Origin of the sequence: Paenibacillus sp. FSL W8-1187 (genome assembly GCF_037965485.1) — a bacterium.
In the GTDB taxonomy this organism is placed as follows: domain Bacteria; phylum Bacillota; class Bacilli; order Paenibacillales; family Paenibacillaceae; genus Paenibacillus_O; species Paenibacillus_O pasadenensis.
In genome coordinates, this window is sequence record NZ_CP150181.1 from 4,288,378 (window position 1) to 4,313,376 (window position 24,999).

Consider the following 24,999-nt stretch of genomic DNA (forward strand, 5'->3'; position numbering starts at 1 on the left):
CTTCGCCGATCCAATCCGGCTTACCCGCCTCGGGCAGCTTTGCCCGAGGCGTTTTGTCGGTCGCTCGCGCCGCTGCCCGGGTTGCCTTTATCGAGCCGCGCGTGCTAGAATGAATCTTAATAGTGACTGACAGTCATTCATCTCATTCGCGGAAGGAGAGGATCGCTTGGACAAGCGGGAGAGGATCATCGAGGCGGCGCTCGACGTCTTTCAGGAGCTCGGCATCGAGAAGGCCAAAATTTCCGATATCGTCAAGCGGGCCGGCATCGCGCAGGGCACGTTCTACCTCTATTTCCCCTCCAAGCTCGCGCTCATGCCCGCGATCGCGGAGATCATGGTCGGACGGATTCTGGAGCGGCTGCAGGAGATCCGCCCGGACGGCTCGGCTCGCGACCAGCTGGACAGCATGGTCGAGGCGATCTTCGAGGTGACCGAGACGCATCGCGATCTGACGGCGCTGATCTACTCCGGCATCACCCAGACCGAGCATGTGCGCGAGTGGGAAGCGATCTACGATCCGATCTACGGCTGGATCCGCGAGCGTCTGGAGCAATTCCGCGAGCGCGGCGAAATTCGTCCGACCGCTCGCCCCGACTTCTCGGCTCGCCTCGTGCTCGGGCTGATCGAAACGGCCGCCGAGCAGAACTTCCTCTATGCGTCCGCCGAGGCCGACGCGGTAGCCGGGCACAAGGCGGAGCTGAAGCAATTCCTCGCCGCAGCGCTCGGATCGGAGCCGATCGCCTGAACGCGGCGGTCTTTTCGCCCCGAAATGACTGACAGTCATTCATAATTGCCGGTGCTTGCCTGCCGCTTGCTTCCTTGCACAGAAGCGATTGCGGACCGGAGTAACCCTGTCCATCGAGGCCACACTAAGTTCAACTCATTCCTATCCCCGAAAGGAGCTTTTCCAGATGTCCTCTCAAGTCATGACCAAAGCCAAGCCCCGCATGAACAAAGGCTGGCTGTTCGTCACGCTCACCTGCATCATGGAGCTGGTATGGGTATACGGCTTTCATGCCGCGACTGCGCCGCTCCACTTCGTTCTGGTCGCCGCGGTCATCGCCGTCGACTTTTATTTTCTGTTCCGCGCCTGCGAGCTGCTGCCTACCGGCACCGTCTACGCCATCTTCGCCGCCGCCGGCACCGCCGGAGCCGCGCTCATGGACCTGCTGCTGTTCGGCGGCTCGCTCAGCTTCGCTAAGCTCGGCTTCATGGCGCTGCTGCTGAGCGGAGTCATCCTGCTCAAGCTTGCCGACGGCAAAGACGATTCTTCGCGCTGACGATTAGTCCGCGCGCGGACATCGAAACCAATTTTCGCATCCAAGGAGAGATCATCATGGGCTGGGTATTCGTATTTTCCGCGGCGTTCTGCGAGCTGGCAGGCGTCGTCGGCCTGAACCGCTTCACCGAGCGCAAGACGCTGCAAAACGGCCTCTGGTTCATTTGCGGCTTCGCCGCTTCGTTCGCCTTGCTGTACGCCTCGTTCCAGCATCTGCAGCTGAGCGTCGCCTATACGGTATGGGTAGGGCTCGGCACGTCGCTGGCCGTTATCGTCAACATGCTGTTTTTCGGCGAATCCCGCAGCCCGCTGCGGCTGTTCAGCCTGGCGCTGATCATCGTCGGCGTGACCGGGCTGAAGGCGGTTTCCGGCTGAGCATTGACGAGCCTGGACATGGCGTATACGATGAGGATAAATATCCCATTCCAGGAAGGCTTTTTTTGCATCCTTGCATGTAAGTCCTGCAAAAAAAGAGCCTGAGAGAATGATCCCTCAGGCTCTTGCTATCGTCATGCGCTCAGCACTCGTCCGGCTTCGGCTTGCCGGCGTCGCTCGCCGTGCGGAAGCTCGAGCCGCAGCCGCAGGTGACCGTAGCATTCGGATTATGGATGGTGAAGCCGCCGCCCATGGCGCCTTCCTTCCAGTCGATCTCCAGGCCGCGCAAATACTTGGCGCTGTCGCTGTCGACGACGACCTTGACGCCGTTCACGTCGAGCTGCTGGTCGTCTTCCTTCTGCTCGTCGTCGAAGCCCATGCCGTAGGAGAAGCCGCTGCAGCCGCCCTCCTTGACGCCGACGCGCAGGAACAGCTCCTGCCCTTCCTCGGCCGCGAGCATTTCCTTTATTTTATCCGAGGCTGTTTCGCTGATCTCGATCATCCTCATCATCCTCCTGTTCGAAGCGTTGCGTAGTCTTGCCCTTCGTCTCCCAAGTATACTCCTCTTGCCCGGGACGCTCAAGGGAGAAGCGCACAGCGCTCCGAACGCCAGCTTCCACAGCTCTCGTCAAGGATGCAAGTTTCCGCCAAACCTAGCTCCGACCGAACGAGCCTAGACTCCCGTCACCCGGAACTCCGGCTTCACCTTGTCGAACCGAGGGTTACCGCCGCATACCATCAGGCCCGCGCCCCAATCGACGTGCACGTTCTCCGTCGGCTCGTCGGCCGGGTCCTTGTACTGGAACAGCACGTTGCGGCGCGTGCGCTCGCTGCGGTTGGCGTCCGAGCCGTGGATCGTCAGGTAGTTGAAGAACAGCACGTCGCCCGCATCCGCGGGACAAGGAATGCCGTCCGAGATCGGATACTGCTTGTGGTTCAAATAGTACGAGCCGACATGCGGCAGGCTGCCTTCCGCATGCGAGCCCGGAACGACCCTCAGGCAGCCGTTCTGCTCGTCTGCGCGGTCCAGATGCACGCTTGCCGCCAGCATCGTATGCTGGGCATGGGGGAAGTACGGATAGTCCTGGTGCATCGGAAACGCCGCTCCGTTTTCGGGAGGCTTCACGAGCATTTTCGTATGGTGGAGATGCACGTTCGGCCCGATCAGGCGCGAGAGGATCGCCGCCATGTTCGGATGCACGACCGCCCGCATGAAGCAGGCTTCATGGTAATGGACGTCGTGGAAGCCTTTGAGCACGAGCTTCTTCAGCTCTGCCGGCGGCAGGAACTCGCCCTGCCAAGCGGCGTTGTCGTCCCGCTTGGCTTCGGCGGCGCGGCGGATGATGCGCTCCACGCCGCCTCTCATCTCCTCCACCTCCTCGTCCGAAAACACTCCCTTGACGAGCAGATACCCGTTCTTTTTGTAAAAATCGACCTCGCGCTCGCTGATCATGACGTTTCCTCCTCGATGGACACCCGATTGATTTTGCGCCGTTCTTGCTTATAATCGTACTCAAAGGAGGAGGCGGCGTCTTTGGAAGCCGAAGCCTTCGTTTTGCACTTTGAAGCCAAGGGAGGCGGAAATCGATGTACCGATTCCGGGAAAGCGCCGAGCGGCTGAACAGCCGGATCTCCGCAGCGGAGACGGGCGCCGAGCGGTTTTTCATCCACTATTGGGGGGCCGACGGACGGCTGCCGAGCAATCCGGCGCACAAGCATTCCTTCTTCGAGGCCTGTTATGTGCTGAGGGGCACCGGAACGTACCGGGATGCCGAGGCGCTCTACGAGCTGCAAAGCGGCGTCCTTTTCCTCTCCCGTCCGGGCGTCGAGCATCAGATCACGACCGAGGACGGCCTTGCGATCGTCTTCGTCGCGTTCGAGCTGGACGAGTCCGGCTCGGAGCCCGAGGCCGCCGCCGCTTGGCGGGAGCTGGAACGCTCCGCTCAGCCGGTTCGGACCGATGCCTCCGGCACGCCGTCGGCTCTGCTGTGGGAATCGCTGCTGACCCGCGAGGACGGGCGCTTCCCGCTGCCTGACGGCGCTCTCCCCGCCGCCGCCTTCGCCCTGCTGGCTTCGTTGCGGACGCTGTTCGGCGCAGAGCCTGCCGGGACCGCTCCCGCTTCTCCAAGGCCGAGCCGGCTGCTGCGCCGGGCGAAGCGGTACATCCGCGACAACCTTGCCCGTCCGCTCTCGCTCTCCGAGGTCGCCTCCGCGCTGCATCTGTCCGAGCGCCAGCTGTCGCGCCTGTTTTCCGGAGGCATCCACGAAAGCTTCTCCGGCTATGTCCGCCAAGAGCGCATCCGCGAGGCGTCCCGGCTGCTGACGCTCGACGAGCTGCCGATCAAGGCGATCGCCGAGCGGACCGGCTTCGCCTCGGTCCATTATTTCACCCGCATGTTCCGCGCCGCCAAAGGAATGCCGCCCGGCGAATTCCGCAAGCGAAGCGGCGCCGCGCCGGCGGAGTGAGGCTTGCAAGCCGGCTCTCTTCGCTGCTTTGCTTCGCTGCCGCGTCCTCTCAGCGCGGACATCCTTCCATCCGTTTCCCCTTCATCTTCCCTTTTCATTTGCCGTTTTTATATTGAAGCTTCACCACCATAGGTTTATAATGAAGACGGTTTGTTTGCAGTAGACGCACGGGAAAGTTCCTTTTTTCACAAAGTTCTCCAAGGCAGGACAGCCGCGAAAGGCAACCGCCCTGCCGACCATTCCCGATTCTTCTGCCCGCCAGGCATGGCCAGGCAGGATGCACGGACAAGGAGGTCCATATCCATGAACATCATCACTCCGACGGAAGCCTCCGTCATGCAAGGCATCCGCGAGAAGGTCAGCGCGGGAGAGCGGCTCAGCCTCGAGGACGGCGTGTTCCTGTACAAGTCCGACGACCTGCTGAGCATCGGCCAGATGGCCAACGAGGCCAACCTGCGCAAAAACGGCAACAAGGTCTATTTCATCGATACGATGACGCTCTACTTCACCAATGTCTGCGAAGCGCACTGCGCGTTCTGCAGCTTCCGCAAGGACGAAGGCGACGAGGGCGCCTATACGCTCTCTCCGCAGGAGATGATCGACTACGTCGACAAGCACATCACCCCGACGGTGCGCGAGTTCCATATCGTCGGCGGCCATAACCCGCATGTGCCTTTCCAATACTACGTCGACTCGCTGAGCGCCCTCAAGAAGCAGTACCCGCATGTGACGCTCAAGACGTATACGGCGGCCGAGATCGACTTCTTCTCCCGCATCAGCGGGCTCAGCTACCGCGAGGTGCTGCAGGAGCTGCAAAAGGCCGGGCTCGAATCGCTCACCGGCGGCGGCGCGGAGATCCTCTCCGACCAGTACCGCAAAAAGATGCGCGTCGAGAAGGCCGACGTCAGCCAGTACCTCGACGTGCACCGCACGGCGCACGACCTCGGCATCAAGACGCATACGACGATGCTTTACGGCGCCGTCGAGACGCATGAGCAGCGCATCCAGCACATGATGTCGATCCGCGAGCTGCAGGACGAGACGAACGGCTTCCTCGTGTTCATCCCGCTGTCCATGCAGCCGCATAGCCCGCGCGCCGGCATCCGCCGCCGCAACTCGGCCTACGAGGATCTCAAGACGATCGCGATCAGCCGCCTCATGCTCGACAACTTCGACCACATCAAGGCGTACTTCATCAATATCGGCCCGCAGCTGACGCAGGTGTCGCTGACGATGGGCGCTTCCGACGTGCACGGCACGCTCGTGCGCGAGCGCATCAGCCATGCCGCAGGAGCGCTCACGCCGGAAGGACTGTCGCGCGAGGACCTGATCTGGTTAATAAAAGGAGCGGGCCGCGTTCCCGTCGAGCGCGACACCTTTTACAACGAGATCAAGGTATTCGAGTAATTCCGCTCGGCAGCGAGCATATTAGGTTCATCCATCTTCATCGCGGCACCGTGAAAAGCGAACAAGGGTTGGGATACGAATGAAGCGATTTGTCATTTTGGGCGGCGGATACGGAGGCATGGCTCTGGCCCAGGAGCTGCTGGACGGAGACATCCCTTCGGATACGATCATCGTGCTGATCGACCGCATGCCTTTCCAAGGACTCAAGACGGAATACTACGCGCTGGCCGCGGGAACGTCTCCGGAGATCGATCTCCGGGTTTCTTTCCCGAGCGACTCGCGCCTGCTCATCACCTACGGCGAGGTGACGGGCATCGACCTCGACGGCAAGCGCGTCCTGCTCGAAGGGCAGGACCCGGTATCGTACGATTGGCTGACGATCGGCCTCGGCTGCACGGACAACTATCACGGCATTCCCGGAGCCGAAAAGAACTCCTGCAGCATCCAGACGTTCGCGAATACGCGCCGCACCTACCAGGTGCTCGGCGACGTCAAGCCGTACGGCCAGGTATCGATCATCGGCGGCGGCCTGAGCGGCGTCGAGATCGCCGCGGAGCTGCGCGAGGCGCGCAAGGATCTCAACATCCGCATCATCGACCGCGGACCGAGCATCCTTTCGGCCTTCCCTCCGAAGCTCAAGACGTACGTCTCGGCGTGGTTCCTCGAGCATCATGTGGAGATGCGCGGCCATGTGTCGCTCAAGCTGCTCGAGGACGGCGTCCTGCATGACGGCAACTCGCCGGAGCCGATCTACACCGACGCCACCGTCTGGACCGCGGGCATCCAGCCGGTCGAGGTCGTGCGCGAGCTGAACGTGGCCAAGGACCATCAGGGCCGCCTCGTGCTCAACGAGCTTCATCAGCTGCCGGACTATCCGGAAGTATTCGTCATCGGCGACTGCGCGTCCGTGCCGTTCTCTCCGAGCGGACAGCTTGCCGGCGCGATGGGCAAGCAGGTCGCGGACGTCATGCAGGCGATCTGGAAAGGCCGCACGCCGAAGGTCGGCAAGATCAAGCTCAAGGGCACGCTCGGCTCGCTCGGCAAAAAAGCCGGCTTCGGCCTCATGGGCAATACGGCCATCATGGGCCGCGTGCCGCGAGTGCTCAAAACCGGCGTGCTCTGGCGTTCCAAAAACCATTTCGGATGAGACGGAAAACAAGCCGATCGCGCCTACAGGTCGTCGATCAGCTTGTCCAGCGCCTCGCGCTCGGCGGCCTTGCGGAGAACGTTCTCCTGCAGGGCCGTTTCCAGTTCCTCGACCGTATCGGCCGCGACGATCTCGCCGTCGACCATCGCGAACGGCGACAGATAGCATTCGCCGCAATTGCCGAGGCAGCCGTATTCGATGACTTCATATCGGTCATCCTGTTCTAGAGCGCGCATCAGCCGGTCGGTGCCATGATGCATGTTGCTCGAGCAGAATTCAACGACGGGCTTCAGCATGGCGTACCTCCGTTTTCAATCGTCTTGCTTTGTATTATAATAGGGAAGAAAGGAGTTGAATGCAATGAGCGAAAACGCACAAAGCACGATGTACGACGAGGTTCTGGATGTTCTTGACAAGCTTCGTCCGTTCCTTCAGCGCGACGGCGGCGACGTGGAGCTCGTGGACGTGGAGGACGGCATCGTCAAGCTCCGTCTCGTCGGCGCCTGCGGCAGCTGCCCGAGCTCCACGATCACGCTGAAGGCCGGCATCGAGCGCGCCCTGCTGGAAGAAGTCGAAGGCGTGCAAGAGGTTGTCCAGGTCTTCTAAGAAGGTTTCGAAATAACAAGCGGCTGGCTCCCCTCCCGGGATGCCAGCCGTTTTTTTGTTCAGCCGGGCGAGGCCGGCTTGATGCTCGTGCGGATCGGGTCGAAGCCGCCCGTCACGTCGATGATGTTGCCCGTCAGGAAGTCCGACTGCGGCAGGCACAGGAAGGCGATGACGCGGGCGACGTCCTCGCCCGTGCCGGGACGGCCCAGCGGAGAGTCGTCGTCCGCGATGCCCTGCACGTCGGCGATCGACTTTTCCTTGTAGTCGCCGCGGATGTCGCCCGGACAGACCATGTTGACGGTGACGCCATGGGAGCCCTCCTCGACGGCGAGCGTCTTGGTGAACGACACGAGCCCGGTCTTGGCCGCGGCATAAACGGCCCGATGAGGCCAGGCGCGGCCTTCCATCGCATGGCCGAAGCCGAAGTGGATGATGCGTCCCCACCGCCGCTCGCGCATCGCGGGCAGCAGATGGCGGTCCAGCAGCATCGCGCCGAGCAGGTTGCCGTGCAGTAGCGCGATGATCTCCTCTTCCTCGTAATCGCCGAACACCCGGCGCTCGCGGATGAACGGTCCGGCATTGTTGACGAGGATGTCCACCCGGCCGGTCAGCCGCAGCGCCTCGCGGGCCAGCTCTGCCGCCTCGCCGGGCAGGGCCAGATCGGCCCGGATCGCGCGGCTGCGCACGCGGAAGCGGCTCTCCAGCTCCCGCGCCAGCGCTTCTGCATCGTCCGCGCTCGTGCGGTAGTTGAGCACGATATCGCAGCCGCAGCGGGCCAGCTCCTCCGCCGCCCGCTTGCCGAGCCCTTTGGCGCTGCCGGTGATCAGGGCCGTTTTTCCTTTCAGCTCCACGGATCGTTCCTCCTCGCCGATTATCGGCCGGATTGCGGGGCTTTCTCCTCCGCCAGCTTCGCCAAGTAGGCGAATGCCAGCTGCAGGGACGCCGCCGCGAGCTCCAGGCCGCTCGCCATGTCCTCCAGCTGGTCGGAGATGCTCTCCAGGCCGATCTCCTCGCCGAAATGAAGATGCATCTGCAGCAGATCGTCCTGCAGCTCGGAGTTCAGGTTATGGATCTCCTCGTTGCGGCGCTTGCGCAGCCGCGCGACAGGCTTCTCATGCCGGGCCTTAAGGTCGCTCAGCGGCCCTCCGAGCGCAAGATGCAGCTTTTTCTCCCGCATGCGCCGCAGCACGGTGAAGTAAGAGAAGCGCTCCTTGAACTGCTGCGTGTTCAGCTCCAGCGCTTCGTTCAGCAGCGTGCCGAGCTTGTCCAGCAGGGAGAACAGGCGGATGAAGGCATTTTTGTCGAAATAGACGTAACGGCGGTAATGCAGCCGCTCCTCCTGAGGCATGTCGGCCCAGGAATCGCTCGTCACGAGCGCGCCGAAGCGCGAAGCGGCATAACAGCTCTGCTCCAGCTCGTCGAGCGAGGCCATCAGGCCGAAGGCCATGACCTCGCGGGTACGCGCCTTGTGGTCCTGGTCTCGTCCCGCGACGGCATGAAGATGCATGGCGGAGGCATAAGCCTGCATGGCCTTCAGCGCATCGGCGACAACGCCGGCCGGCGCTGCCGGCTCTTCTCCAAACAGCATGCGGAGCATGGGCCGACCTCCTCTAGGATGTAATTCAAGCTCCGGGGAAATATTCCTTCCAGCGCCGGTCGACCAGCTGCACGATATCCTCGCGCGGGAACAGCTCGTCCGGGTAGCCGGGCTTCATGCGGGCGTCGATGACGATCGGCAGACGATAGGCCAGATGATGGCGGCGCGCGTCGGACAGCGCGTAGATGTCGTCCGCCGGATTGAAGCGGGTGAACACCGTCCACAGGAACGGCGTCTGCGCCGAGGCGACCGTGGACGCATCGTCGACGAGCACGATGAGCGGCCATTCGGTGCCGCGTTCGGCGACGCGCTCCAGCAGCTTGGACGCCAGCTCCGGATCGGCGGCGTAGGACGCCCCCGATACGACCAGCGCGCCTTTGCAGTAGACGGCGATGTCGTTAATCTCCGCAATCGGGCCCTCCGTATATTCATAGGGCAGCGTCCGCACCGGCTCGCCTACGCCGATCAGCAGCCCTTTGCTGCCGTGGTTGAGCTTGCCGCTCGTATAATCGAGCGTGTCGTGGGACGTGTTGTCGAACACGAACAGATCCGTCTCCGGCTGGAATCGCTCCAGCACCGTCTCGAGCAGCGTATCGAACTTGGACAGGTCGATCGGCTGATCGGTCAGCATGAGGAACTTGGTCAGCGACAGCTGGCCTTGGCCGAAGATGGCGAAGCCGGTGCCGAGCGCCTCGCGCGAGTAGCTTTCGCGCACGACGGCGGCCGCGAGCGCATGCACGCCGGTCTCGGCGTAAGCCCACAGGTCCTTGACGCCGGGCATCGCCATCGGAAACGCCGGGCTGAGCAGGCGCTGCAGGTATTCGCCGAGGTAGTAGTCTTCCTGACGCGGCTTGCCGACGATCGTCGCCGGATAGATGGCGTCCTTGCGGTGATGCACATGCTTGACGTTGAACACCGGGAAGTCATGCTGCAGCGAATAGTAGCCGAAGTGGTCGCCGAACGGTCCTTCGGGCCGGCGCTCATGGGGCGGCACCGTGCCGTGGATGGCGAATTCGGCCTCGGCCGGGATGCGGTGGCGTCCGAGCGGATCCTGCGTCACCGGCAGCTTGCCGCCGAGGATGAGCGAGGCGATCATCAGCTCCGGCAGATGCTCCGGCACCGGCGCGATCGCCGCAGCGATGAGCGCCGGCGGACCGCCGAGGAACACGCTCACCGGCAGCTCCTGGTTCAGCTTCTCCGCCTCATGGTAGTGGAAGCCGCCGCCCTTGTGGATCTGCCAGTGCATGCCGGTCGTGCGGTCGTCGAAGATCTGCATGCGGTACATGCCGAGGTTATGCTTTTTCGGATGAAGCGGATGCTCCGTATAGACGAGCGGCAGCGTGACGAAAGGACCGCCGTCCTCCTGCCAGCTGGTCAGGAACGGCAGCCCTTGGAGCGGAGCTTCGCGGCGCACCTGCTGCAGCACCGGAGCCGAGCCGCTCGGCACATCCTTGAGCCCGACCTTGAGCAGGTCGAGCATCATGCCGCGCTCGCCCCAGATCGCGCCGAGCGTCGGCGGGAGCAGCCGGTCGGCGGCGCCGACGATCGTCTTCATGAGCTGCTCCGGCTTCGGGCCGAAGGCCAGATCGACGCGGCGCGACGTGCCGAACATATTGGTGAGCACGGGGAATGTGCTTCCTTTCACATTCGTGAACAGGAGAGCGGGGCCCTCCTCCTCGATGATGCGGCGATGGATCTCGGCAAGCTCCAGATTCGGGTCGACCGGGGCGTCGATGACCGCCAGATCGCCGTCCTGGCGAAGCGCTTCCGTGAATTGCCTCAGATTCGCAAAATTCATGAAGTCCGTCCTTCCTGTCTTTTCCAAGCCTGGATGCCGAGATCGATCAGGATGGAGAAGAGAATGGTGATGATCAGGTTGTGCAGCATGTTGGTGAACAGGAACCACTGCTCGTCGTGCATCGTCGCGGTCAGCCAGGCGCCGCTGAAGATCTGGCAGACGACGAGGATCAGCACGAGGCGGGCCGAGCGGGTCGCTCGGTCTCCTGCCGGGGCATGCTTGCGCACGCGCAGGTACAGCCACAGGAACAGCAGGCCGAGCAGCAGGCCTGCGACGCGGTGGATGAAGACGATGCCGGTCGCGCCGGTCAGCTCAGGCACGACTTGTCCGTTGCAGAGCGGCCAGCCGAGGCAGCCGCCGCCGGAGTCGGTATGGCGGATGAACGCGCCGAGATAAACGACGACATAACAATAAATGCAAGCCGTAAGCACGAGCGCATAGACCGAGCGCGGCAGCCGGGGGGCGGTCGCGGCGTCGTAGCCCTTGCTGTGGCGCCGGACCCAGATGACGAGCAGCACGGTCGATGCGACCGCGAGCAAGGAAATGCCGAAATGCAGCGCCATGACCGGCGGGCTCTGGTACCACATGACCGCGGCCGCGCCCATGAGCGCCTGGATGATCGTAAAGGCCAGCGTCAGGCCGGCGTACCAGAGCGGCTCGCGATGGCCGTGGCGGCGGAACAGCCGGATGGTCAGCACAAACGTGGCGAGCACGATGATGCCGACGACGCCGGTTACGGCGCGGTGGGAGTATTCGATGGCGGTCTCCAGCGTAAAGGCGGGAATAAACTTGCCGTTGCAAAGCGGCCAGTCGTCTCCGCAGCCGCGGCCGGATTCGGTATTGGTTACAAGCGCTCCGGCCAGCAGGACCAGGAACATGCCGATGCAGGACATCCATGCAAGCAGGCGGTAAGCTCGGGAGAACATGATTGTCGGTTGTCACCCCTTCTTCCTATGGATACAACCCTCATTATAGCGGCAAAAAAATGCAAAAGCCATGTTGAAAATGTGACGATCCCGCCCCGAAACCGTGGCGGTCCGGGCCGCTCCGGCCGTGTCTTTCCGACGCTTTCGGCCGCCTCGTTAGCTTGCCCCGAAAGCGGTGCTCCCGTCCTCGTTCCAAGTGGCAATAAGCGGCGGCGGAACGGACGAGGTGCGGACGAGGAACGGACTAGGAGCGGACGGGGAACGGACCAGGAGCGGACGAGGTGCGGATGAGGAACGGACGGGGAGCGGACGAGATGCGGACCAGGTACGGACCAGGAGCGGACGAGGAACGGACGGGAAGCGGACGGGGAAAAACGGAGCAAATACCAAGCTCAAGCCATTATTGGGCGGAGGCCGGAACGTCGGACCGAAACGAGGTGCCGGAACGGCCCCGCTTCGCGGAGCGGGGACTCGGAACCGGCGCCGGACCCCGCAGCGGGATCGAAACCGAAACCGCTTCGCGGAGCGGGGACTCGGAACCGGCGCCGGGACCCACCAGCGGGATCGAAACCGAAACCGCTTCGCGGAGCGGGGACTCGTTCCGATCTCCCTGGAGCCCAGATTCCTTTGATCCCATTCCCCAGCAGGGGTGCAATCCGGCCTCCAAGGGAACCGCTGCCGCTTCTCCACGAGCCCCCGTCCGCTTCGCTCCTGGTTCCCAATTCCTCCCGGACACCCGCGGCGTTCCGTTCTCCTCTGCGCTCGCCAAAGTGCAGTCCTGCTCCCGTCCGATCCTCCACTCGCTCGAGCTACTCGGTTTTTCGCGTATCTCCGACCGTTCGTCTTTTAAACCTAACCCGAATAATTCGGGTTACAGCGGCTCGCAAGTCCTTCTTTCAGGCTCCAACCCGAATAATTCGGGTTACAGCGGCTCGCAAGCCCTTCTTTCAGGTTCCAACCCGAATAATTCGGGTTACAGCGGCTCGCAAGTCCTTCTTTCAGGCTCCAACCCGAATAATTCGGGTTACAGCGGCTCGCAAGCCCTTCTTTCAGGCTCCAACCCGAATAATTCGGGTTACAGCGGCTCGCAAGCCCTTCTTTCAGGCTGCAACCGATACGCCTGCCTACCGGAATGACTTGATTTGACCTCACAACCCCGACCGTTCTCCCTCCACTCGCCCGAGTTACTCGGTTTTTCCGCGCAACTCTGACCGTTTGACCCTCCACTAACCCGAGTTACTCGGTTTTTCCGCGCATCTCCGACCGTTCGGCCTCCCAATGCCCGAGTTACTCGGTTTTTCCGCGTAACCCCGACCGTTCGCCCCTCCACTGGCCCGAGTTACTCGGTTTTTCCGCGCATCTCCGACCGTTTGACCCTTCACTCGCCCGAGTTACTCGGTTTTTCCGCGTATCTCCGACCGTTTGACCCTTCACTCGCCCGAGTTACTCGGTTTTCCCGCGCAACTCTGACCGTTCGACCTTCACATATCCGAGACGACCGAGTCGAGATTTCCTTGGAGCGCAGGATATTGGCGCGCCTGCTCGATGAGGGGCGAAAGCGCTTGGTTCGCGCCCGGTATGGTTTACACGCCCGAGTCGAGGGGGGCGGGGCAGCAAGCCGCATGCGGCTTGCTGGCTGATCTGCAGCCGCCGAATCGTACCGGCCGCGAGAAGCGCTGCCGTCTCCCAGGTATGCGGGAGACGGCCCCCTCCCCCAAATAAAAAGAGGGAGGGGCGGGGCAGGGACAAGGCAAGCGGAGCGAGACGATGCCTTTCGGAGAAGCGGCAGCGGTCCTCTTGGAAGACGGATGGCCTCCGAATAGGAGGTCAAAAAATCAGGGCATCCGGCTTCCAGTGGAATCGGAGAAAGGCTCGGCTCGCGCAGCCGCCTTCTTGTCCACCGGAGTGGCTCGGCTCGCGCAGCCGCCTTCTTGTCCACCGGAGTGGCTCGGCTCGCGCAGCGGGCTTCTTGTCCATTGGACTTGCCGGCTGCCTGCCGAGAAAGGCACGGCCTGCGAAGCCCCCTTCTTGCCCACGGGAGTGGCTCGGCCCGCGCAGCCGCCTTCCGTCTCCGGTCCGTTCCGGTGACGGAGAACATCAAAGAAGGCCGAAGCCTAGAGCGGCTTCGGCCTCCTCCTATCCGCCGGCGGTCAGCCCGGGAGGGCGTCCGCCACTTCCAGCGCCCGATCCAGAAACTGCTCGATCTCCTCGCGGGACTTGCGCAGCTTGTTCACGAAGCGCACCAGCTCCTTGCCTTCGCGGAAGGCGACGAAGCTCGGGATGCCGAGGATATTCAGCTCGGAGCAGAGCTCCGGCAGGTCGTCCCGGTCGATCTCGACGAACGCGATGCGCCCGGCGTACTTCTGCTCGAGCTCCGGCATGAACGGATCGATGAAATGGCAGTCCGGGCACCAGGTCGTCTTGAATACGGCGACGGTGACGCCGCTATTCGAGACGGTCTGGCGGTACTGCTCTTCGGTCGTCAGCTTCTGCATGGGAATCTTCCTTTCCGGTTGCGGGACTATCCGACTTCGCGGACGATCTCGACGATGTTGGAATAGCTGGCCTTGGTCATGCTCGCGGTCGCTCCGAGCAGCTTGGCGATGTCCCGGGCCGGGACATAAAGCGTGCCGTCGACGACGGTCGGCGGGAAGCTCAGCTGCGTCTTGGCGGCGCCGGAATAAACGGTCTTGCTGCCTTTGGCGAGCCAGATCGTCTGGCCGCGGGCTTCATCCTGGAGCGCCCATTTGCTGCGGCCGCTGTCGTAGGTCAGCGACGCGCCCATGCTGTCCGCGAGCGAGCGCAGCGGCACGAGCGTCTGTCCGGACGGCACCGAGATGTAGCTGTCGTAGCCGTACGCGTAGAATTGCGCCGACTGGCGGCCCAGCTGCAGCTCCTGCTTGAGCAGCTTGTACGCGTCCGAGCCGCGGTCGAAGTCCCGGAGGAAGCGGGAAGCTCCGGCTGTCCCGGACCAGCGCTCCGGACTCCAGCTCACGGCATCCGCTTGCGGCTTGTCGGCGGCGACGGCTCCGTTCACGTTCCACAGCTCCGTCTGGATCCGCAGCGAGACCGACGACACCGGGATGTCCTCGGACGCCGCGGCTCCGGGAGCCCAGGTCAGCGCCGCATCCAGACTGCGGATGTCGAGGCCGGCATCCAGCAGCAGCTTGACGTTCAGCGAGCTGCCGTCGGTGAACATCTCCTCGAGCTCGCCCGCGTCGCGGGCTTCCTGCATCGAGTCGGAAGCTTCCTGGAGCATCTCCGCGAGCGCTTCCCGGCCTTCCTCCACGAATGCCGGCTTGTCCGCGTCGGACAGCGGCTCTCCGTCCTCATTGGCCGCTCCGGCCTCCGGATGGTCCTGCAGCACCTCGAACAGGCCGTCCAGCATCGCAGCGAGCCCCTCGGAGTCGGACAGCAGCGCCTTGACATAAGCATGCGCCCAATCGAACAGCTCCATTCCCTTCCAGCCGGCGTCTACTTGCCACAGCGCCGAGCCGCCGCCGTAGACGCTCTGCGCGACCGGCTGCACATTCAAGCGGCTCGCGTTCGGCAGATTGTGGATCCAGTACGCGCCGGCGCGGTCGACCAGATCGCGGGCGAGCGCGCCGGTCTGCTCCGGCGTCGCCTCGGAGCCGCCGACGATATCCGTCAGCGAGGCGCCCGAGCCGAGCTCGAGCAAGGACGCCTCGTCGAGCGCCAGCGAGATCGGCCGCTTCAAGCCGTCGATGCGCAGCATCGCGGACGTCTCGTCCTGCTGCAGCGAGAAGCCGATCTCCTTGCCGCCGACGAGCAGCGCGCCGCTCGCGGAGCTGCGGGATCCGCTCTCGACCTTGGCGGAGTCGATGCGCAGGCGCAGGTCGCGCAGCAGCTCCAGCTGCTGACGCTCGCGCTTATCCAATCCCTCGAACGCCTCGGGCTCGAAGGCGACGGCCAGCGCGACCGTGCTGCGGCTTTCTTGAGTCTGGGCCTTCATCGACTGCAAGATCGCCGTGTTGAGGTCCAGTCCGGCGATCGACTGGCAGCCGGCCGCCGTGACAGCCAGCAGGCAAAGCAGGATCAAGCTTAATCGGAATTTACGGTTCAAAAGACCCACGATCCTCTCTCGTCTCTATCAAATCCCGTCTATTCTACCATGACAGGAAACGAATGGGAAAGAGAGGCTCACAAGCCTGCCGAGGCCTGTCCCTCGCGCCGTCCGAGCCGCCGCACGAGCGGCAGCAGCAGCTTGCGCAGCGGGCCTGGGAAGCTTTTGGCGTCGGCCTCGCGGATGACGCCGAGCGCGATCAGCAGGAAAAGATAGAAGAAGCCGCAGACGAGGCTCGTGGCGATCGCGCCCGCGAGGAAGACGAGCTTGGCGTGCAGCGCCGTGCCGAGCATGCCGCGCACGGTCATGTCCGTGCCGAAGCCGGCCGCCGCGGTGATGAGCACCGCCGCCAGATAAGGCGTCCAGCGCTTGCCGAGCACCTGCAGCCGCACCTTCTGGCGGATCGCCAGCAGGTTGAGCGAGGTGATGACCATGAAGCAGAGCATCGAGGCGAGCACGAAGCCGTACCCTCCCAGCAGCGGACCGAGCAGCAGGCTGCCGACGATCTTGACGGCGTAGCCGATCAGCGTGCTGATCATCGCCGGCCGCGGCGTGCCGAGTCCGAACAGGATCGAGTTGGACGTCATCATCGTAATCTGGAAAATCGTGCCGACCGTGAGCGCCGCGACCATGCCGCTGGCGGCCGGGTCGACGAACAGCAGCCCGTTGACGCTATGCGCGGCGACGGTGAGCAGCAGCGCCGCCGGCACGCCGGTGAACACGACGATGCGCATGACGAGCGACGCCTGGCGCTGCACCTCGTCCAGCCGGCCGACGGAGTTGGCCGCCGACAGCACCGGCAGGATCGACTGGCTGAGCGCGATCGCCAAAATCGGCGGGATGCCGGCGATTGACTGGCCGTTGTAGATGAGGTAGTTCCGCACCTGCTCCGCGGCCGCCTCGCTGGCGAAAAAGCCGTCCGTCCAGCGGATGAAGAACGACGCGTCGACGAGATAGATGAACTGCACCGTCATCGCGGTCACGACGACCGGGATCGACATCGCGAACATTTCCTTGTAGATGGCCTTCAGCCGCATCGGCGGCGCCGAGCGGCGCCCCGTCTCGGCGGCGGAGGCCGCCGCGGCCTCCGCGCCTGCCGCCAGCCGCTCCTCTAGATCGGAGCGCTTCAGCTTGCGGGCGTAGTACAGCATGACGAGGAACGCGCCGATGCTGCCGAACACGCTGCCGAACGTCGCCGCCGCGGACACCCAGGTGTCGCCCCAGCCGAGGTTGAAGACGGCGACCGCGAGCGCGACGCCAAGCAGCACGCGCGCGATCTGCTCGACGATCTGCGAGATGCCGCCCGCGCTCATCATCTGGCGGCCCTGGAAATAGCCGCGCATCATCGCGATGACGGGGAACAGGATGAGCGCAGGCGCGATGGCGCGCACCGATGCCGCCGCCCCCGGAGATTTGGCGATATGCTCCGCATACCAGGGAGCGAGCGCCCACAGCGCCACGGCGAGCGTCACGCCAGTGACGACGCCGAACAGCAGCCCCGCCCGGTAGATGCGCTGGGCTTCGTCCGGACGGCCGATCGCATAGCGCTCCGACACCATCTTGCTGATGGCGCTCGGAATGCCTGCCGTCGCGATGACGAGGAGATACAGGTAGACGTTGTTGGCGATGCCGAGATAGCCCGAGCCGCCGCCGGTGAACAAGTAATCGAGCGGAACCTTTTGGAACACGCCCAGCACGCGGGCGATCAGAGCCGCGGCAGCCAGAATGAGCGTGCCGCGAATGAGAGAGTCCTTTTTGACCATTGGAGGGTCCATCCTTCTTCCTGTGCAGATCTGGCGTCGATCTGAGAATGACGAGTGCAAGAGGCCGTCAGGCCGGCTTCTGACAGTGTATCACAAAAGGCGGGCTTGCCCCAGCCGTTCGGACGCATCGCCGCGGAATGGAAAAAAGCCGAATCCGGGCCGCGCGAAGGCGGCCGGATTCGGCTCGGATGCCTGCTGCGCTTTTGCTTTAGACGCAGCAGATAAGGATTTAGTTTTTGGCGCTGATCGGCTCGAGGGCCGGCTCGCTATGTCCGCGCACCGGGGTCGCGGCGTTGGACGGAGCGGCCCAGCGGACGGAGTTTCCGATGACCTTGAGCACGTTGGCGTCATAGTACGTCGGATGCGTCTCATGGCCGGGACGGAAGTAGAAGATCTTGCCTTGGCCGCGATGGAACGTGCAGCCGCTGCGGAAGACGTTGCCGCCCTCGAACCAGCTGACGAATACGAGCTCGTCCGGCGCCGGGATGTCGAAATGCTCGCCGTACATCTCTTCCTGCTCCAGCACGAACTGCTCCGGCAGGCCGGAAGCGATCGGATGCGCCGGGTTGACGACCCAGATGCGCTCGCGCTCGCCGGCTTCGCGCCATTTCAGGTCGCAGCCGGTGCCCATCAGCTTCTTGAAGATTTTGGAGAAGTGGCCGGAGTGCAGCACGATCAGGCCCATCCCCTCCATGACGCGCTTGTGCACGCGCTCGACGATCGCGTCGTCGACGCGGTCATGCGCCATATGGCCCCACCAGACGAGCACGTCGGTGTCGGCCAGCACGCTCTCGCTGAGGCCGTGCTCCGGCTCCTGCAGCGTCGCGGTGCGGATTTGCAGCTCGGCGTCCGCCAGCCCTTTGGCCAGCGTGTTGTGGATGCCGTCCGGATACACCTTGCGCACCTCTTCGTGTTCCTGCTCGTGAACGAATTCGTTCCAGATCGTAAGCTTGATCATGGGAATGGGTCTCCTTTTCGACTTTCAGATTGAATGGATGGTTAATTCAGCAGCCAGATGACGAACAGCACGATCATGGCGAGCTGCAGCGCGATCTTGACGAGCGTGCTCGACAGCAGGCCGACGACCGCGCCGAAGCCGACCTTGAGCGACTTGTCGAAGCTCGAGCCGGCGATCAGCTCGCCGATGACCGCTCCGGCCAGCGGACCGATCAGGAGGCCGAAGCCGGGAATGACGAACGGTCCGGCGATGATGCCGATCGTGCTGCCGATGACGGAGGCTCGGGAGCCTCCGAATTTTTTGACGCCCCAGGCGTTGACCGCATAATCGGCCAGGAACAGCGCCGCGACGATGATCGTCTGCAGCGTCCAGAATACCCAGCCGAACGGCTCGAAGCCGATGAAGAAGCCGTAGACGAAAAAGGCGGCGTAAATCGCCAGCGCGCCCGGCAGGATCGGATAGACCGCTCCCGCCATGCCGACGGCGAACAGGGCGATGACGAGCACCCAGCCGACGATGTCGAGCGCCATCGTCATCCCCGCCCTTTCAGCACGAGCTCTCGGATCGCATAGGCGACGCCATGCTCGTTGTTGCCGAGCGTGACCGCGTCGGCCGCTTCCTTGACCTCGTCCTGAGCGTTGCCCATCGCGATGCCGAGGCCGCATTCGCGGATGGCGGCGATGTCGTTGAGGCTGTCGCCGATGGCGACCGCTTCCTCCATCGCGATGCCGAGCAGGCCGCACAGCTCGCGCAGCGCCGACGCCTTGTTCACTCCGAGCGGATTGAGCTCGAGGTTCCACGGCGAGGAGTTGGTGATTTCCAGCGAGCCCCAGCTCTCGATTTCCTGACGGATCGACTCGCGGATCGCGTCATTCTCCGTATGATACCCGAACTTCATCCAGTGAAGACGGTCGAAGCCGTCCGCCGGCTCGATCCACTTCTCCTTGTTGAACACGCCTTCGACGGCATAGCCCCAGAACCAAGGCTCCGCGTGGCGGACGGCCAGCTCGTGCAGGCGGCGGATCTCCTGCGCTCCCATGAGCGTCCGGCGGTGCAGCACATGCGGCCGGCTCCAGATCTCGCTGCCGTTGACCGTGATGAGCGGCGTCTCGAGTCCGAGCTGCTCGGCGAACGGAATCGCTCCCTGAAAGCCCCTGCCAGTCGAGAAGCAGACCGTGATTCCGGCTTCCATGGCGCGTCCGATCCACTCCGCGTTCTCCTCGCTGATCGTCTGCGTGTCCGTCAAAGTCGTTCCGTCCATGTCCAGGGCAAGCAGCTTGTACATTGTGCGAAGTTCCTCCCTGCCAGATGGTTTCCCCTGCCATTCTATCACAGCGGGCGGGCAAACGCTCGGCGAAGAGGGTCAACCGTTTGAACGTGCCGGCCTCTTCATTATAGGACGTACGGCCCGGCCATTCTCCATCCGATCTTGGCGAATCCTCGTTCGATTTTGGCATGTCCGCTCCCGCGGCCGCTTACCATAGATCCAGCGCGCGCCGCAGCATCCGGCTGCCGCCGCTTCTCCCCGTCAGCAGGCGCGCCGCCAGCAGCAGCGCATAGAGATGCGGCTTGGCCGCGAGCGAGCGGCGGCAGTAAGTCAGCGCTTTCGCCCGGTCGCGCTTGGCCAGGTAGGCCATCGTGAAGTATTTGCCGGCAATGCCGTAGTCGATGCCTCTCAGGCAGCGCCTTCTCGCCGACTCGCCGATCGCGTCCGAGCGCTCCACCTGCAGCCGCAGCTGGCGGCGGACGGCGACGGAGCGTTCGCCGAGCGCCTCGAAGCGGCTCAGCAGCTCGGCATCGAGCGCATCGGGATCGATGCGGCGGCGGTCGCAGAAGAAGTAGAGGCTGTCGTCCGACTCGTAATAGACCGAATGCGGCTCGGGCTGCAGCGCGATGCGGAAGCGGTCGAAGAAGCGCATGAGGAAGGTCGTGTCCTCGCCCAGATGATGCTCTTCTCCGATCAGCCCGACCTGGTCCAGCAGCTCGCGCCGCAGCACCATCGTGTTGAGCTGGAAGAAATTGCGGGGCATCCGCAGAAACTGCTCGAACAGCCCCTTTCCGAACACGATCGCCGTCCCGTCGCGGTCGAACCGCTCGCCCATCTCCCGCAGCAGCCGCTGCTCCGTCTCCCCGTCGAAGGTATTCGTCTCGATGTCACCGTGCCGCTCGAGCCAAAGGGCAAAGGCGACCTCCGCCCCCGTCCGCCGGAGCGTGTCCAGGCTCGCCTCCAGATGGCGCGGCAGCCAGCGGTCGTCGGAATCCAGAAACGCCACATAGTCCCCCCGAGCCTCCAGCAGGCCGCAGTTTCTCGCTCCTCCCGGTCCTTTGGCCCGCTCGCTGCGGACATAGCGGATGCGCGGATCGAGCCGGGCCAGCTCCTCGACGACGCCCTTCGTGCCGTCCGTGCTGCGGTCGTCCGCGACGATCAGCTCCCAGTGCTGGAAGCTCTGCTCCCGGATCGACCCGATTGCCCGGGAAATGACATGGGCGCGGTTATAGGCGGGCATGACGATGCTGACGGTTGGCTGCATGAGTTCTCCCCTATCCCTCATTTTTAGGGAAGATTTTCGCGTTTTTTCGCGTTTTTCCTTCTTTCGTCAAAAAGAACGCCGGAGCCTCCGCGAGGAAGTCCGGCGTTCGGTTGAAATGGATTCCGCCATCCGCCGCCACATGCCTGATCGGCGACGGCGCCTTCCGTCATGCCGCGCGGCGGCTCAGGCGGGAGCGCCGCAGCTTGGCGGACAGCAGGCCGTGCTTCGGCGAGAGCAGGAACGACGCGGCGAACAGCGCGGCCGCGGCGACGACGATGCAGCCGGCGATGGAGGCGTCGAGCCGCACGGCCAGCGCATAGCCGAGCACCGTCGAGGCGACGCCGATGAGCGCGCTCAGGCCGATCATGACGCCGAGCCGGTCCGTCAGCAGATAAGCCGCAGACGGCGGGATGACGAGCAGGCCGACGACGAGGATCGCGCCGACGCTTTCGAACGAGCTGACCGTGGCGACGGAGACGAGTCCCATTAGCAGGTAATGGAACAGCGCCGCCGGGATGCCGACAGCCGCAGCGAGCATCGGGTCGAAGGCGCATAGCTTGAACTGCTTGTAGAACGTGCCGATGACGGCCAGCACGAGCAGCAGCGTGCCGCCGAGCAGCCAGACCGAGCGCGGGCCGAGATCGACGCCGCCGATCTGCAGCGTGTTCCAGGCGGCGTAGGCGATCTCGCCGTACAGCACGCAGTCGAGATCGAGGTCGACCTGGCGCGCGTTCAGGCTGACGAGCACGACCCCGATCGCAAACAGCGCCGTGAACACGACGCCGATGGAGGCGTCGCTCTGGATGCCGCGCTGATTGAACCATTGGATCAGGAACACGCACAGCAGCCCCATGATCGCCGCCGCGACGAGCATCAGAATCGAGCCGCGCGAGCCGCTGACCATGTAGGCGATGACGATGCCGGGCAGCACCGAGTGGCTGATGGCGTCGCCGATCAGCGCCATCCGGCGCAGGATGAGGAAGCAGCCGAGAATGGCGCAGCTGACGGCGGCGAGCGAGCCGGTCAGCAAAATCCAGAAGTCCATGCTCATGTCAGCCGGCCTCCTTTGCCGATGTCGAGGATGATGCCGCCGCGGGCGAGGCTGCTCCGGCCGCATGCAGCAGCAGCCGGCGGCGGGCCTCGCGGCGCGTCAGACGGGCCGTCAGCAGCCCTCGCTTCGTGCCGAACACGACCGAGACGAGGAACAGCGCCGCCGCGGCCAGCACGCTGACCGGACCTGTCGGCAGCTGGCTCACCTGGGAGCTGATCCACGCGCCGAGCAGGCCGCTCACCATGCCGAACAGGCCGGAGAGCGCAAGCATGCGGCCGAGCCGCTCCGTCCAGAAGCGGGCGGAGACGGCCGGGGTGATGAGCAGCGCGGCGACGAGCACGACGCCGACCGCCTGGATGCCCGTCACGACCGCCGTGACGAACAGCGCCTGCAGGATGAAGTCCAGCACCGACACCGGGAAGCCCGCTCCCTTGGCGAACGCCGGGTCGAACGAGAGCAGCTTGAATTCCTTGAACAGCAGCGTGCATGCCGCCGCGAGCACGACGCTCACGCCGGCCATGAGCTGCACGTCCGAGCCGATCATCGAGGCCGCCTGGCCGAACAGGAACTTGTCGAGCCCGCTCTGGCTGCCGTCGCCGCTATGCTGGATCATCGTCAGCAGCACGATGCCGACGCCGAAAAACGAAGACAGCACGATGCCCATCGCCGCGTCCGGCTTGATCCGCGAACGGGCCGTAATGATCCGGATGGCGAGCGTGCCGACGATGCCGGCGGCGACGGCGCCGAGCATGAACAGCGGCAGCGACTTCGTGCCGCTCAGCAGGAAGGCGACGCAGATGCCCGGCAGCGCCGTATGCGCGATCGTGTCGCCCATGAGGCTCTGGCGGCGCAAATAGGCGAAGCAGCCGATCATGCCGCTGCTCAGGCCGAGCAGCATGCAGCCGAGCGCGATCCAGCGCAGGTTCGGATCGCTGGCGAGCGCGGAAAAGGAATTCCAGAGGCCGTTCATGCCTCTGCCCTCTTCGCCGATGCGGAGGCAGGCTCAGCCGCGTGGAGCGGGGCAGCCGCAGCCGAGCCGGACTCGACAGCGGACGGAGATGCCGCCGCCGCGGCGAACGCCATCCGCCCGCCGTACGTCCGCTGCAGGTTTTCCTGCGTGAACGTCTCGGCCGTCGGGCCGAACGCCTGCAGCGAGACGTTGAGCAGCAGCACGCTGTCGAAGTAGTCCGGCACGGTCGCCAGGTCGTGATGCACGACGATGACCGTCTTGCCCTCCGAGCGGAGGCGGCGCAGCAGCTCGACGATCGCCTTCTCCGTGGCGGCGTCGACGCCGGCGAACGGCTCATCCATGAAATACAGGTCCGCCTCCTGCGCCAGCGCCCGCGCCAGGAAGATCCGCTGCTGCTGGCCGCCGGACAGCTGGCTGATCTGCCGCTCGGCGAACGCCTCCATGCCGACTCCTCTCAGGCATTCCATGGCGATCGCCTTCTCCTTGCGGCCCGGCCGCCGGAACCAGCCGAGCCGGCCGTAGCGGCCCATCATAACGACATCGAGCGCATGCGTCGGGAAGTCCCAGTCGACCGACTCGCGCTGCGGCACGTAGCCGATGCGTCCCCGCACCTCGGCGACCGGCCGTCCGAACGCCCGCACGCTGCCGCCGAGCGAAGGGTTCAGGCCGAGGATCGTCTTGATGAGCGTCGACTTGCCGGCTCCGTTCGGGCCGACGATCGCGATCAGCTCGCCCTGCGGCGCCTCGAAGCTCACCTCCCGCAGCACGGCCTGGCTGCGGTAGGCGGAGCTCAGGCCGCTCACCTCCAGCACCGGCGGCGCGCCCTCTTGCCGACGGGCCGGCCGCGCGCCTGCGCCTTGGCCTTGCTCGGGCGGCGAGGCTTCGAGCCCGATTTCATTCCGTTCGCTGCTGCTCATGATGCGCTCTCTCCTTTCAATGCGTCCGCGATCGTATCGACGTTGTGCCGGAACATGCCGACATACGTTCCCTCCGGCGTGCCCGCCTCGCCCATCGCGTCGGAGAACAGCTCTCCGCCGATGACGACCTTATGGCCGAGGCGTCCTGCTCCCTCGATGACCGATTCGATCGACTTGCGCGGGATGCTCGACTCCACGAATACGGCCGGGATGCCGCGCTCGACGAGGAAATCGCGCAAGGCGGCGACGTCCTTGGAGCCGTATTCGGAGGCGGTGCTCATCCCTTGCAACCCAGTCACCTCCAGGCCGTAGGCGCGGCCGAAGTATCCGAAGGCGTCATGGGCGGTGACCAGCACGCGCTGCTGCTCCGGGATGGACCCGATCCGCTCCAGCGCGTAGGCATGCAGCTCCTCGAGCTCCGAGAGGTAGGCGTCCGCACGCTCGCGATAGCCCGCCTCATGCTCCGGGTCCTGCTCGATCAGCGTGTCGCGGATCTTTTCCACGGCATGCTTCCACAGGCTGGCGTCGAACCAGACATGCGGATCGGGCGAGCCCGAGCCCGGCTCGCTCTCGAGCACCTGGTCCTCGGGAATGCCGTCCGTGACGGCGACGACGGGCCGGGAGCGGCCCAGCTTCTCCAGCACCTCCGTCATCTTGCCCTCCAGATGCAGCCCGCCGTAAAGCACGACGTCCGCTTCGTCGAGCTTCACCATGTCGCCGTGCGAAGCTTTGTACAGATGGGGATCGACGCCCGGTCCCATCAGCGCCGTCACGCTCACCCGCTCTCCTCCGACTTCCTTGGCCGCGTCCGCGATCATCCCGGTCGTGGCGGTCACGGCCAGCGCGGCCGCTGCGCCTCCTTCCTCCTTGCCTCCCGCTTCGCCGGCTTGGCCGCAAGCCTGGACGGCCAGCATCGTTCCGAGCAGGACCATGCTGCCGATCAGCCTCTGCATGCTTCGTTGCATCGCTAGCGTCTCCCCTCTCTTTTTCCTTTTCCTCTTCCGCTCCTTGCCTATCCCGAGGACATGTTGGCCGAGCGACTATATGTTCATCCTACACAATTTTGTTTCTCTTGTGCAACATATTTTTGTCGGACTAACATTTCCGGGTCGCGTCGAACGCAA

25 protein-coding genes are annotated in these 24,999 nt (G+C 64.2%); 7 read left to right on the forward strand and 18 right to left on the reverse strand.

All coding sequences use genetic code 11. The features are described from left to right. Positions 1–166 precede the first annotated feature (166 nt). The 3 genes from NYE40_RS18480 (at position 167) to NYE40_RS18490 (ending at position 1,654) form a co-directional block, all read left to right on the forward strand. Positions 167–745, forward strand: coding sequence for a TetR family transcriptional regulator (locus tag NYE40_RS18480; RefSeq protein ID WP_028600533.1), 579 nt, complete (start codon positions 167–169; stop codon positions 743–745). Positions 746–947: 202 nt separating this feature from the next. Beyond that, positions 948–1,280 carry an SMR family transporter gene (locus NYE40_RS18485; RefSeq protein WP_028600532.1) on the forward strand — a complete coding sequence of 111 codons (333 nt, stop codon included), beginning with the start codon at positions 948–950 and terminating at the stop codon, positions 1,278–1,280. Between the two features lie 56 nt (positions 1,281–1,336). Continuing rightward, a complete protein-coding gene (locus NYE40_RS18490) occupies positions 1,337–1,654 on the forward strand; it encodes a multidrug efflux SMR transporter (protein WP_028600531.1) in 318 nt (105 codons plus the stop codon). Between the two features lie 142 nt (positions 1,655–1,796). On the opposite strand, the gene erpA is transcribed toward NYE40_RS18490, so the two are convergent. Then, on the reverse strand, positions 1,797–2,156 hold the full coding sequence (erpA, locus tag NYE40_RS18495; RefSeq protein ID WP_028600530.1) for an iron-sulfur cluster insertion protein ErpA: 360 nt from the start codon (positions 2,154–2,156) through the stop codon (positions 1,797–1,799). Positions 2,157–2,327: 171 nt separating this feature from the next. Next, the gene (locus NYE40_RS18500; protein ID WP_028600529.1) at positions 2,328–3,107 is read right to left on the reverse strand and encodes a phytanoyl-CoA dioxygenase family protein; all 780 of its coding nucleotides are present in this window, start codon (positions 3,105–3,107) and stop codon (positions 2,328–2,330) included. 134 nt (positions 3,108–3,241) lie between these two features. Here NYE40_RS18500 and NYE40_RS18505 point away from each other — a divergent pair, with 134 nt between their 5' ends. The 3 genes from NYE40_RS18505 (at position 3,242) to NYE40_RS18515 (ending at position 6,674) form a co-directional block, all read left to right on the forward strand. Next, on the forward strand, positions 3,242–4,120 hold the full coding sequence (locus tag NYE40_RS18505) for an AraC family transcriptional regulator (RefSeq protein WP_028600528.1): 879 nt from the start codon (positions 3,242–3,244) through the stop codon (positions 4,118–4,120). Positions 4,121–4,456: 336 nt separating this feature from the next. After that, the gene (gene mqnE / locus NYE40_RS18510) at positions 4,457–5,527 is read left to right on the forward strand and encodes an aminofutalosine synthase MqnE (protein WP_228551897.1); all 1,071 of its coding nucleotides are present in this window, start codon (positions 4,457–4,459) and stop codon (positions 5,525–5,527) included. A gap of 79 nt (positions 5,528–5,606) precedes the next feature. Further along, the gene (locus NYE40_RS18515) at positions 5,607–6,674 is read left to right on the forward strand and encodes an NAD(P)/FAD-dependent oxidoreductase (protein ID WP_028600526.1); all 1,068 of its coding nucleotides are present in this window, start codon (positions 5,607–5,609) and stop codon (positions 6,672–6,674) included. A 23-nt stretch (positions 6,675–6,697) separates the two neighbouring features. Here NYE40_RS18515 and NYE40_RS18520 read toward each other — a convergent pair whose 3' ends face one another. Beyond that, positions 6,698–6,967, reverse strand: coding sequence for a YuzB family protein (locus NYE40_RS18520; protein ID WP_028600525.1), 270 nt, complete (start codon positions 6,965–6,967; stop codon positions 6,698–6,700). A gap of 67 nt (positions 6,968–7,034) precedes the next feature. Between NYE40_RS18520 and NYE40_RS18525 the strand changes: the two genes are divergently transcribed. Further along, positions 7,035–7,280 (forward strand): NifU family protein, encoded by a 246-nt coding sequence (locus NYE40_RS18525; protein WP_028600524.1) that lies wholly within the window; start codon positions 7,035–7,037, stop codon positions 7,278–7,280. 59 nt (positions 7,281–7,339) lie between these two features. Here the strand turns inward: NYE40_RS18525 and NYE40_RS18530 are convergent, their stop codons facing one another. From NYE40_RS18530 to NYE40_RS18600, 15 genes are all read right to left on the reverse strand, one after another. After that, positions 7,340–8,125, reverse strand: coding sequence for an SDR family oxidoreductase (locus NYE40_RS18530; RefSeq protein WP_028600523.1), 786 nt, complete (start codon positions 8,123–8,125; stop codon positions 7,340–7,342). 26 nt (positions 8,126–8,151) lie between these two features. Further along, positions 8,152–8,877 (reverse strand): Cthe_2314 family HEPN domain-containing protein, encoded by a 726-nt coding sequence (locus NYE40_RS18535; protein WP_028600522.1) that lies wholly within the window; start codon positions 8,875–8,877, stop codon positions 8,152–8,154. A gap of 25 nt (positions 8,878–8,902) precedes the next feature. Continuing rightward, entirely contained in the window at positions 8,903–10,675 is a 1,773-nt protein-coding gene (locus NYE40_RS18540) for a UbiD family decarboxylase (protein ID WP_028600521.1), read from the reverse strand. Beyond that, on the reverse strand, positions 10,672–11,601 hold the full coding sequence (locus tag NYE40_RS18545) for a COX15/CtaA family protein (protein WP_028600520.1): 930 nt from the start codon (positions 11,599–11,601) through the stop codon (positions 10,672–10,674). The genes NYE40_RS18540 and NYE40_RS18545 overlap by 4 nt, the downstream gene beginning before the upstream one ends. 2,150 nt (positions 11,602–13,751) lie before the next feature. Continuing rightward, a complete protein-coding gene (locus tag NYE40_RS18550) occupies positions 13,752–14,096 on the reverse strand; it encodes a thioredoxin family protein (RefSeq protein WP_028600519.1) in 345 nt (114 codons plus the stop codon). A gap of 26 nt (positions 14,097–14,122) precedes the next feature. Next, the gene (locus tag NYE40_RS18555; RefSeq protein WP_339278772.1) at positions 14,123–15,685 is read right to left on the reverse strand and encodes a copper amine oxidase N-terminal domain-containing protein; all 1,563 of its coding nucleotides are present in this window, start codon (positions 15,683–15,685) and stop codon (positions 14,123–14,125) included. 77 nt (positions 15,686–15,762) lie between these two features. After that, on the reverse strand, positions 15,763–17,448 hold the full coding sequence (locus tag NYE40_RS18560; protein ID WP_043111935.1) for a polysaccharide biosynthesis protein: 1,686 nt from the start codon (positions 17,446–17,448) through the stop codon (positions 15,763–15,765). Between the two features lie 229 nt (positions 17,449–17,677). Beyond that, positions 17,678–18,406, reverse strand: a complete 729-nt coding sequence (locus NYE40_RS18565) for a ThuA domain-containing protein (protein ID WP_028600518.1) — start codon at positions 18,404–18,406, stop codon at positions 17,678–17,680. Positions 18,407–18,447: 41 nt separating this feature from the next. Beyond that, positions 18,448–18,936, reverse strand: coding sequence for a DUF456 family protein (locus tag NYE40_RS18570; RefSeq protein ID WP_028600517.1), 489 nt, complete (start codon positions 18,934–18,936; stop codon positions 18,448–18,450). Between the two features lie 2 nt (positions 18,937–18,938). Beyond that, entirely contained in the window at positions 18,939–19,691 is a 753-nt protein-coding gene (locus tag NYE40_RS18575) for a Cof-type HAD-IIB family hydrolase (protein WP_028600516.1), read from the reverse strand. A 190-nt stretch (positions 19,692–19,881) separates the two neighbouring features. Beyond that, positions 19,882–20,937, reverse strand: coding sequence for a glycosyltransferase family 2 protein (locus NYE40_RS18580; protein WP_153784137.1), 1,056 nt, complete (start codon positions 20,935–20,937; stop codon positions 19,882–19,884). 166 nt (positions 20,938–21,103) lie between these two features. After that, positions 21,104–21,988 carry a metal ABC transporter permease gene (locus tag NYE40_RS18585; RefSeq protein ID WP_028600514.1) on the reverse strand — a complete coding sequence of 295 codons (885 nt, stop codon included), beginning with the start codon at positions 21,986–21,988 and terminating at the stop codon, positions 21,104–21,106. A gap of 1 nt (position 21,989) precedes the next feature. Then, a complete protein-coding gene (locus tag NYE40_RS18590; RefSeq protein ID WP_153784138.1) occupies positions 21,990–22,958 on the reverse strand; it encodes a metal ABC transporter permease in 969 nt (322 codons plus the stop codon). Continuing rightward, positions 22,955–23,875 carry a metal ABC transporter ATP-binding protein gene (locus NYE40_RS18595; RefSeq protein WP_153784139.1) on the reverse strand — a complete coding sequence of 307 codons (921 nt, stop codon included), beginning with the start codon at positions 23,873–23,875 and terminating at the stop codon, positions 22,955–22,957. Before NYE40_RS18595 ends, NYE40_RS18590 begins: the two co-directional genes overlap by 4 nt. Continuing rightward, the gene (locus NYE40_RS18600) at positions 23,872–24,840 is read right to left on the reverse strand and encodes a zinc ABC transporter substrate-binding protein (protein WP_052333610.1); all 969 of its coding nucleotides are present in this window, start codon (positions 24,838–24,840) and stop codon (positions 23,872–23,874) included. The genes NYE40_RS18595 and NYE40_RS18600 overlap by 4 nt, the downstream gene beginning before the upstream one ends. Positions 24,841–24,999: the final 159 nt, after the last annotated feature.

Bases quoted from the DNA above. Each gene is read 5' to 3' on its own strand.
- NYE40_RS18485 (WP_028600532.1), top strand. From the start codon at position 948: ATGAACAAAGGCTGGCTGTTCGTCACGCTCACCTGCATCATGGAGCTG.
- NYE40_RS18490 (WP_028600531.1), top strand. From the start codon at position 1,337: ATGGGCTGGGTATTCGTATTTTCCGCGGCGTTCTGCGAGCTGGCAGGC.
- erpA (WP_028600530.1), bottom strand. From the start codon at position 2,156: ATGATCGAGATCAGCGAAACAGCCTCGGATAAAATAAAGGAAATGCTC.
- NYE40_RS18500 (WP_028600529.1), bottom strand. From the start codon at position 3,107: ATGATCAGCGAGCGCGAGGTCGATTTTTACAAAAAGAACGGGTATCTG.
- NYE40_RS18505 (WP_028600528.1), top strand. From the start codon at position 3,242: ATGTACCGATTCCGGGAAAGCGCCGAGCGGCTGAACAGCCGGATCTCC.
- mqnE (WP_228551897.1), top strand. From the start codon at position 4,457: ATGCAAGGCATCCGCGAGAAGGTCAGCGCGGGAGAGCGGCTCAGCCTC.
- NYE40_RS18515 (WP_028600526.1), top strand. From the start codon at position 5,607: ATGAAGCGATTTGTCATTTTGGGCGGCGGATACGGAGGCATGGCTCTG.
- NYE40_RS18525 (WP_028600524.1), top strand. From the start codon at position 7,035: ATGAGCGAAAACGCACAAAGCACGATGTACGACGAGGTTCTGGATGTT.
- NYE40_RS18535 (WP_028600522.1), bottom strand. From the start codon at position 8,877: ATGCTCCGCATGCTGTTTGGAGAAGAGCCGGCAGCGCCGGCCGGCGTT.
- NYE40_RS18540 (WP_028600521.1), bottom strand. From the start codon at position 10,675: ATGAATTTTGCGAATCTGAGGCAATTCACGGAAGCGCTTCGCCAGGAC.
- NYE40_RS18545 (WP_028600520.1), bottom strand. From the start codon at position 11,601: ATGTTCTCCCGAGCTTACCGCCTGCTTGCATGGATGTCCTGCATCGGC.
- NYE40_RS18550 (WP_028600519.1), bottom strand. From the start codon at position 14,096: ATGCAGAAGCTGACGACCGAAGAGCAGTACCGCCAGACCGTCTCGAAT.
- NYE40_RS18560 (WP_043111935.1), bottom strand. From the start codon at position 17,448: ATGGTCAAAAAGGACTCTCTCATTCGCGGCACGCTCATTCTGGCTGCC.
- NYE40_RS18565 (WP_028600518.1), bottom strand. From the start codon at position 18,406: ATGATCAAGCTTACGATCTGGAACGAATTCGTTCACGAGCAGGAACAC.
- NYE40_RS18570 (WP_028600517.1), bottom strand. From the start codon at position 18,936: ATGGCGCTCGACATCGTCGGCTGGGTGCTCGTCATCGCCCTGTTCGCC.
- NYE40_RS18575 (WP_028600516.1), bottom strand. From the start codon at position 19,691: ATGTACAAGCTGCTTGCCCTGGACATGGACGGAACGACTTTGACGGAC.
- NYE40_RS18580 (WP_153784137.1), bottom strand. From the start codon at position 20,937: ATGCAGCCAACCGTCAGCATCGTCATGCCCGCCTATAACCGCGCCCAT.
- NYE40_RS18585 (WP_028600514.1), bottom strand. From the start codon at position 21,988: ATGAGCATGGACTTCTGGATTTTGCTGACCGGCTCGCTCGCCGCCGTC.
- NYE40_RS18590 (WP_153784138.1), bottom strand. From the start codon at position 22,958: ATGAACGGCCTCTGGAATTCCTTTTCCGCGCTCGCCAGCGATCCGAAC.
- NYE40_RS18595 (WP_153784139.1), bottom strand. From the start codon at position 23,875: ATGAGCAGCAGCGAACGGAATGAAATCGGGCTCGAAGCCTCGCCGCCC.
- NYE40_RS18600 (WP_052333610.1), bottom strand. From the start codon at position 24,840: ATGCAACGAAGCATGCAGAGGCTGATCGGCAGCATGGTCCTGCTCGGA.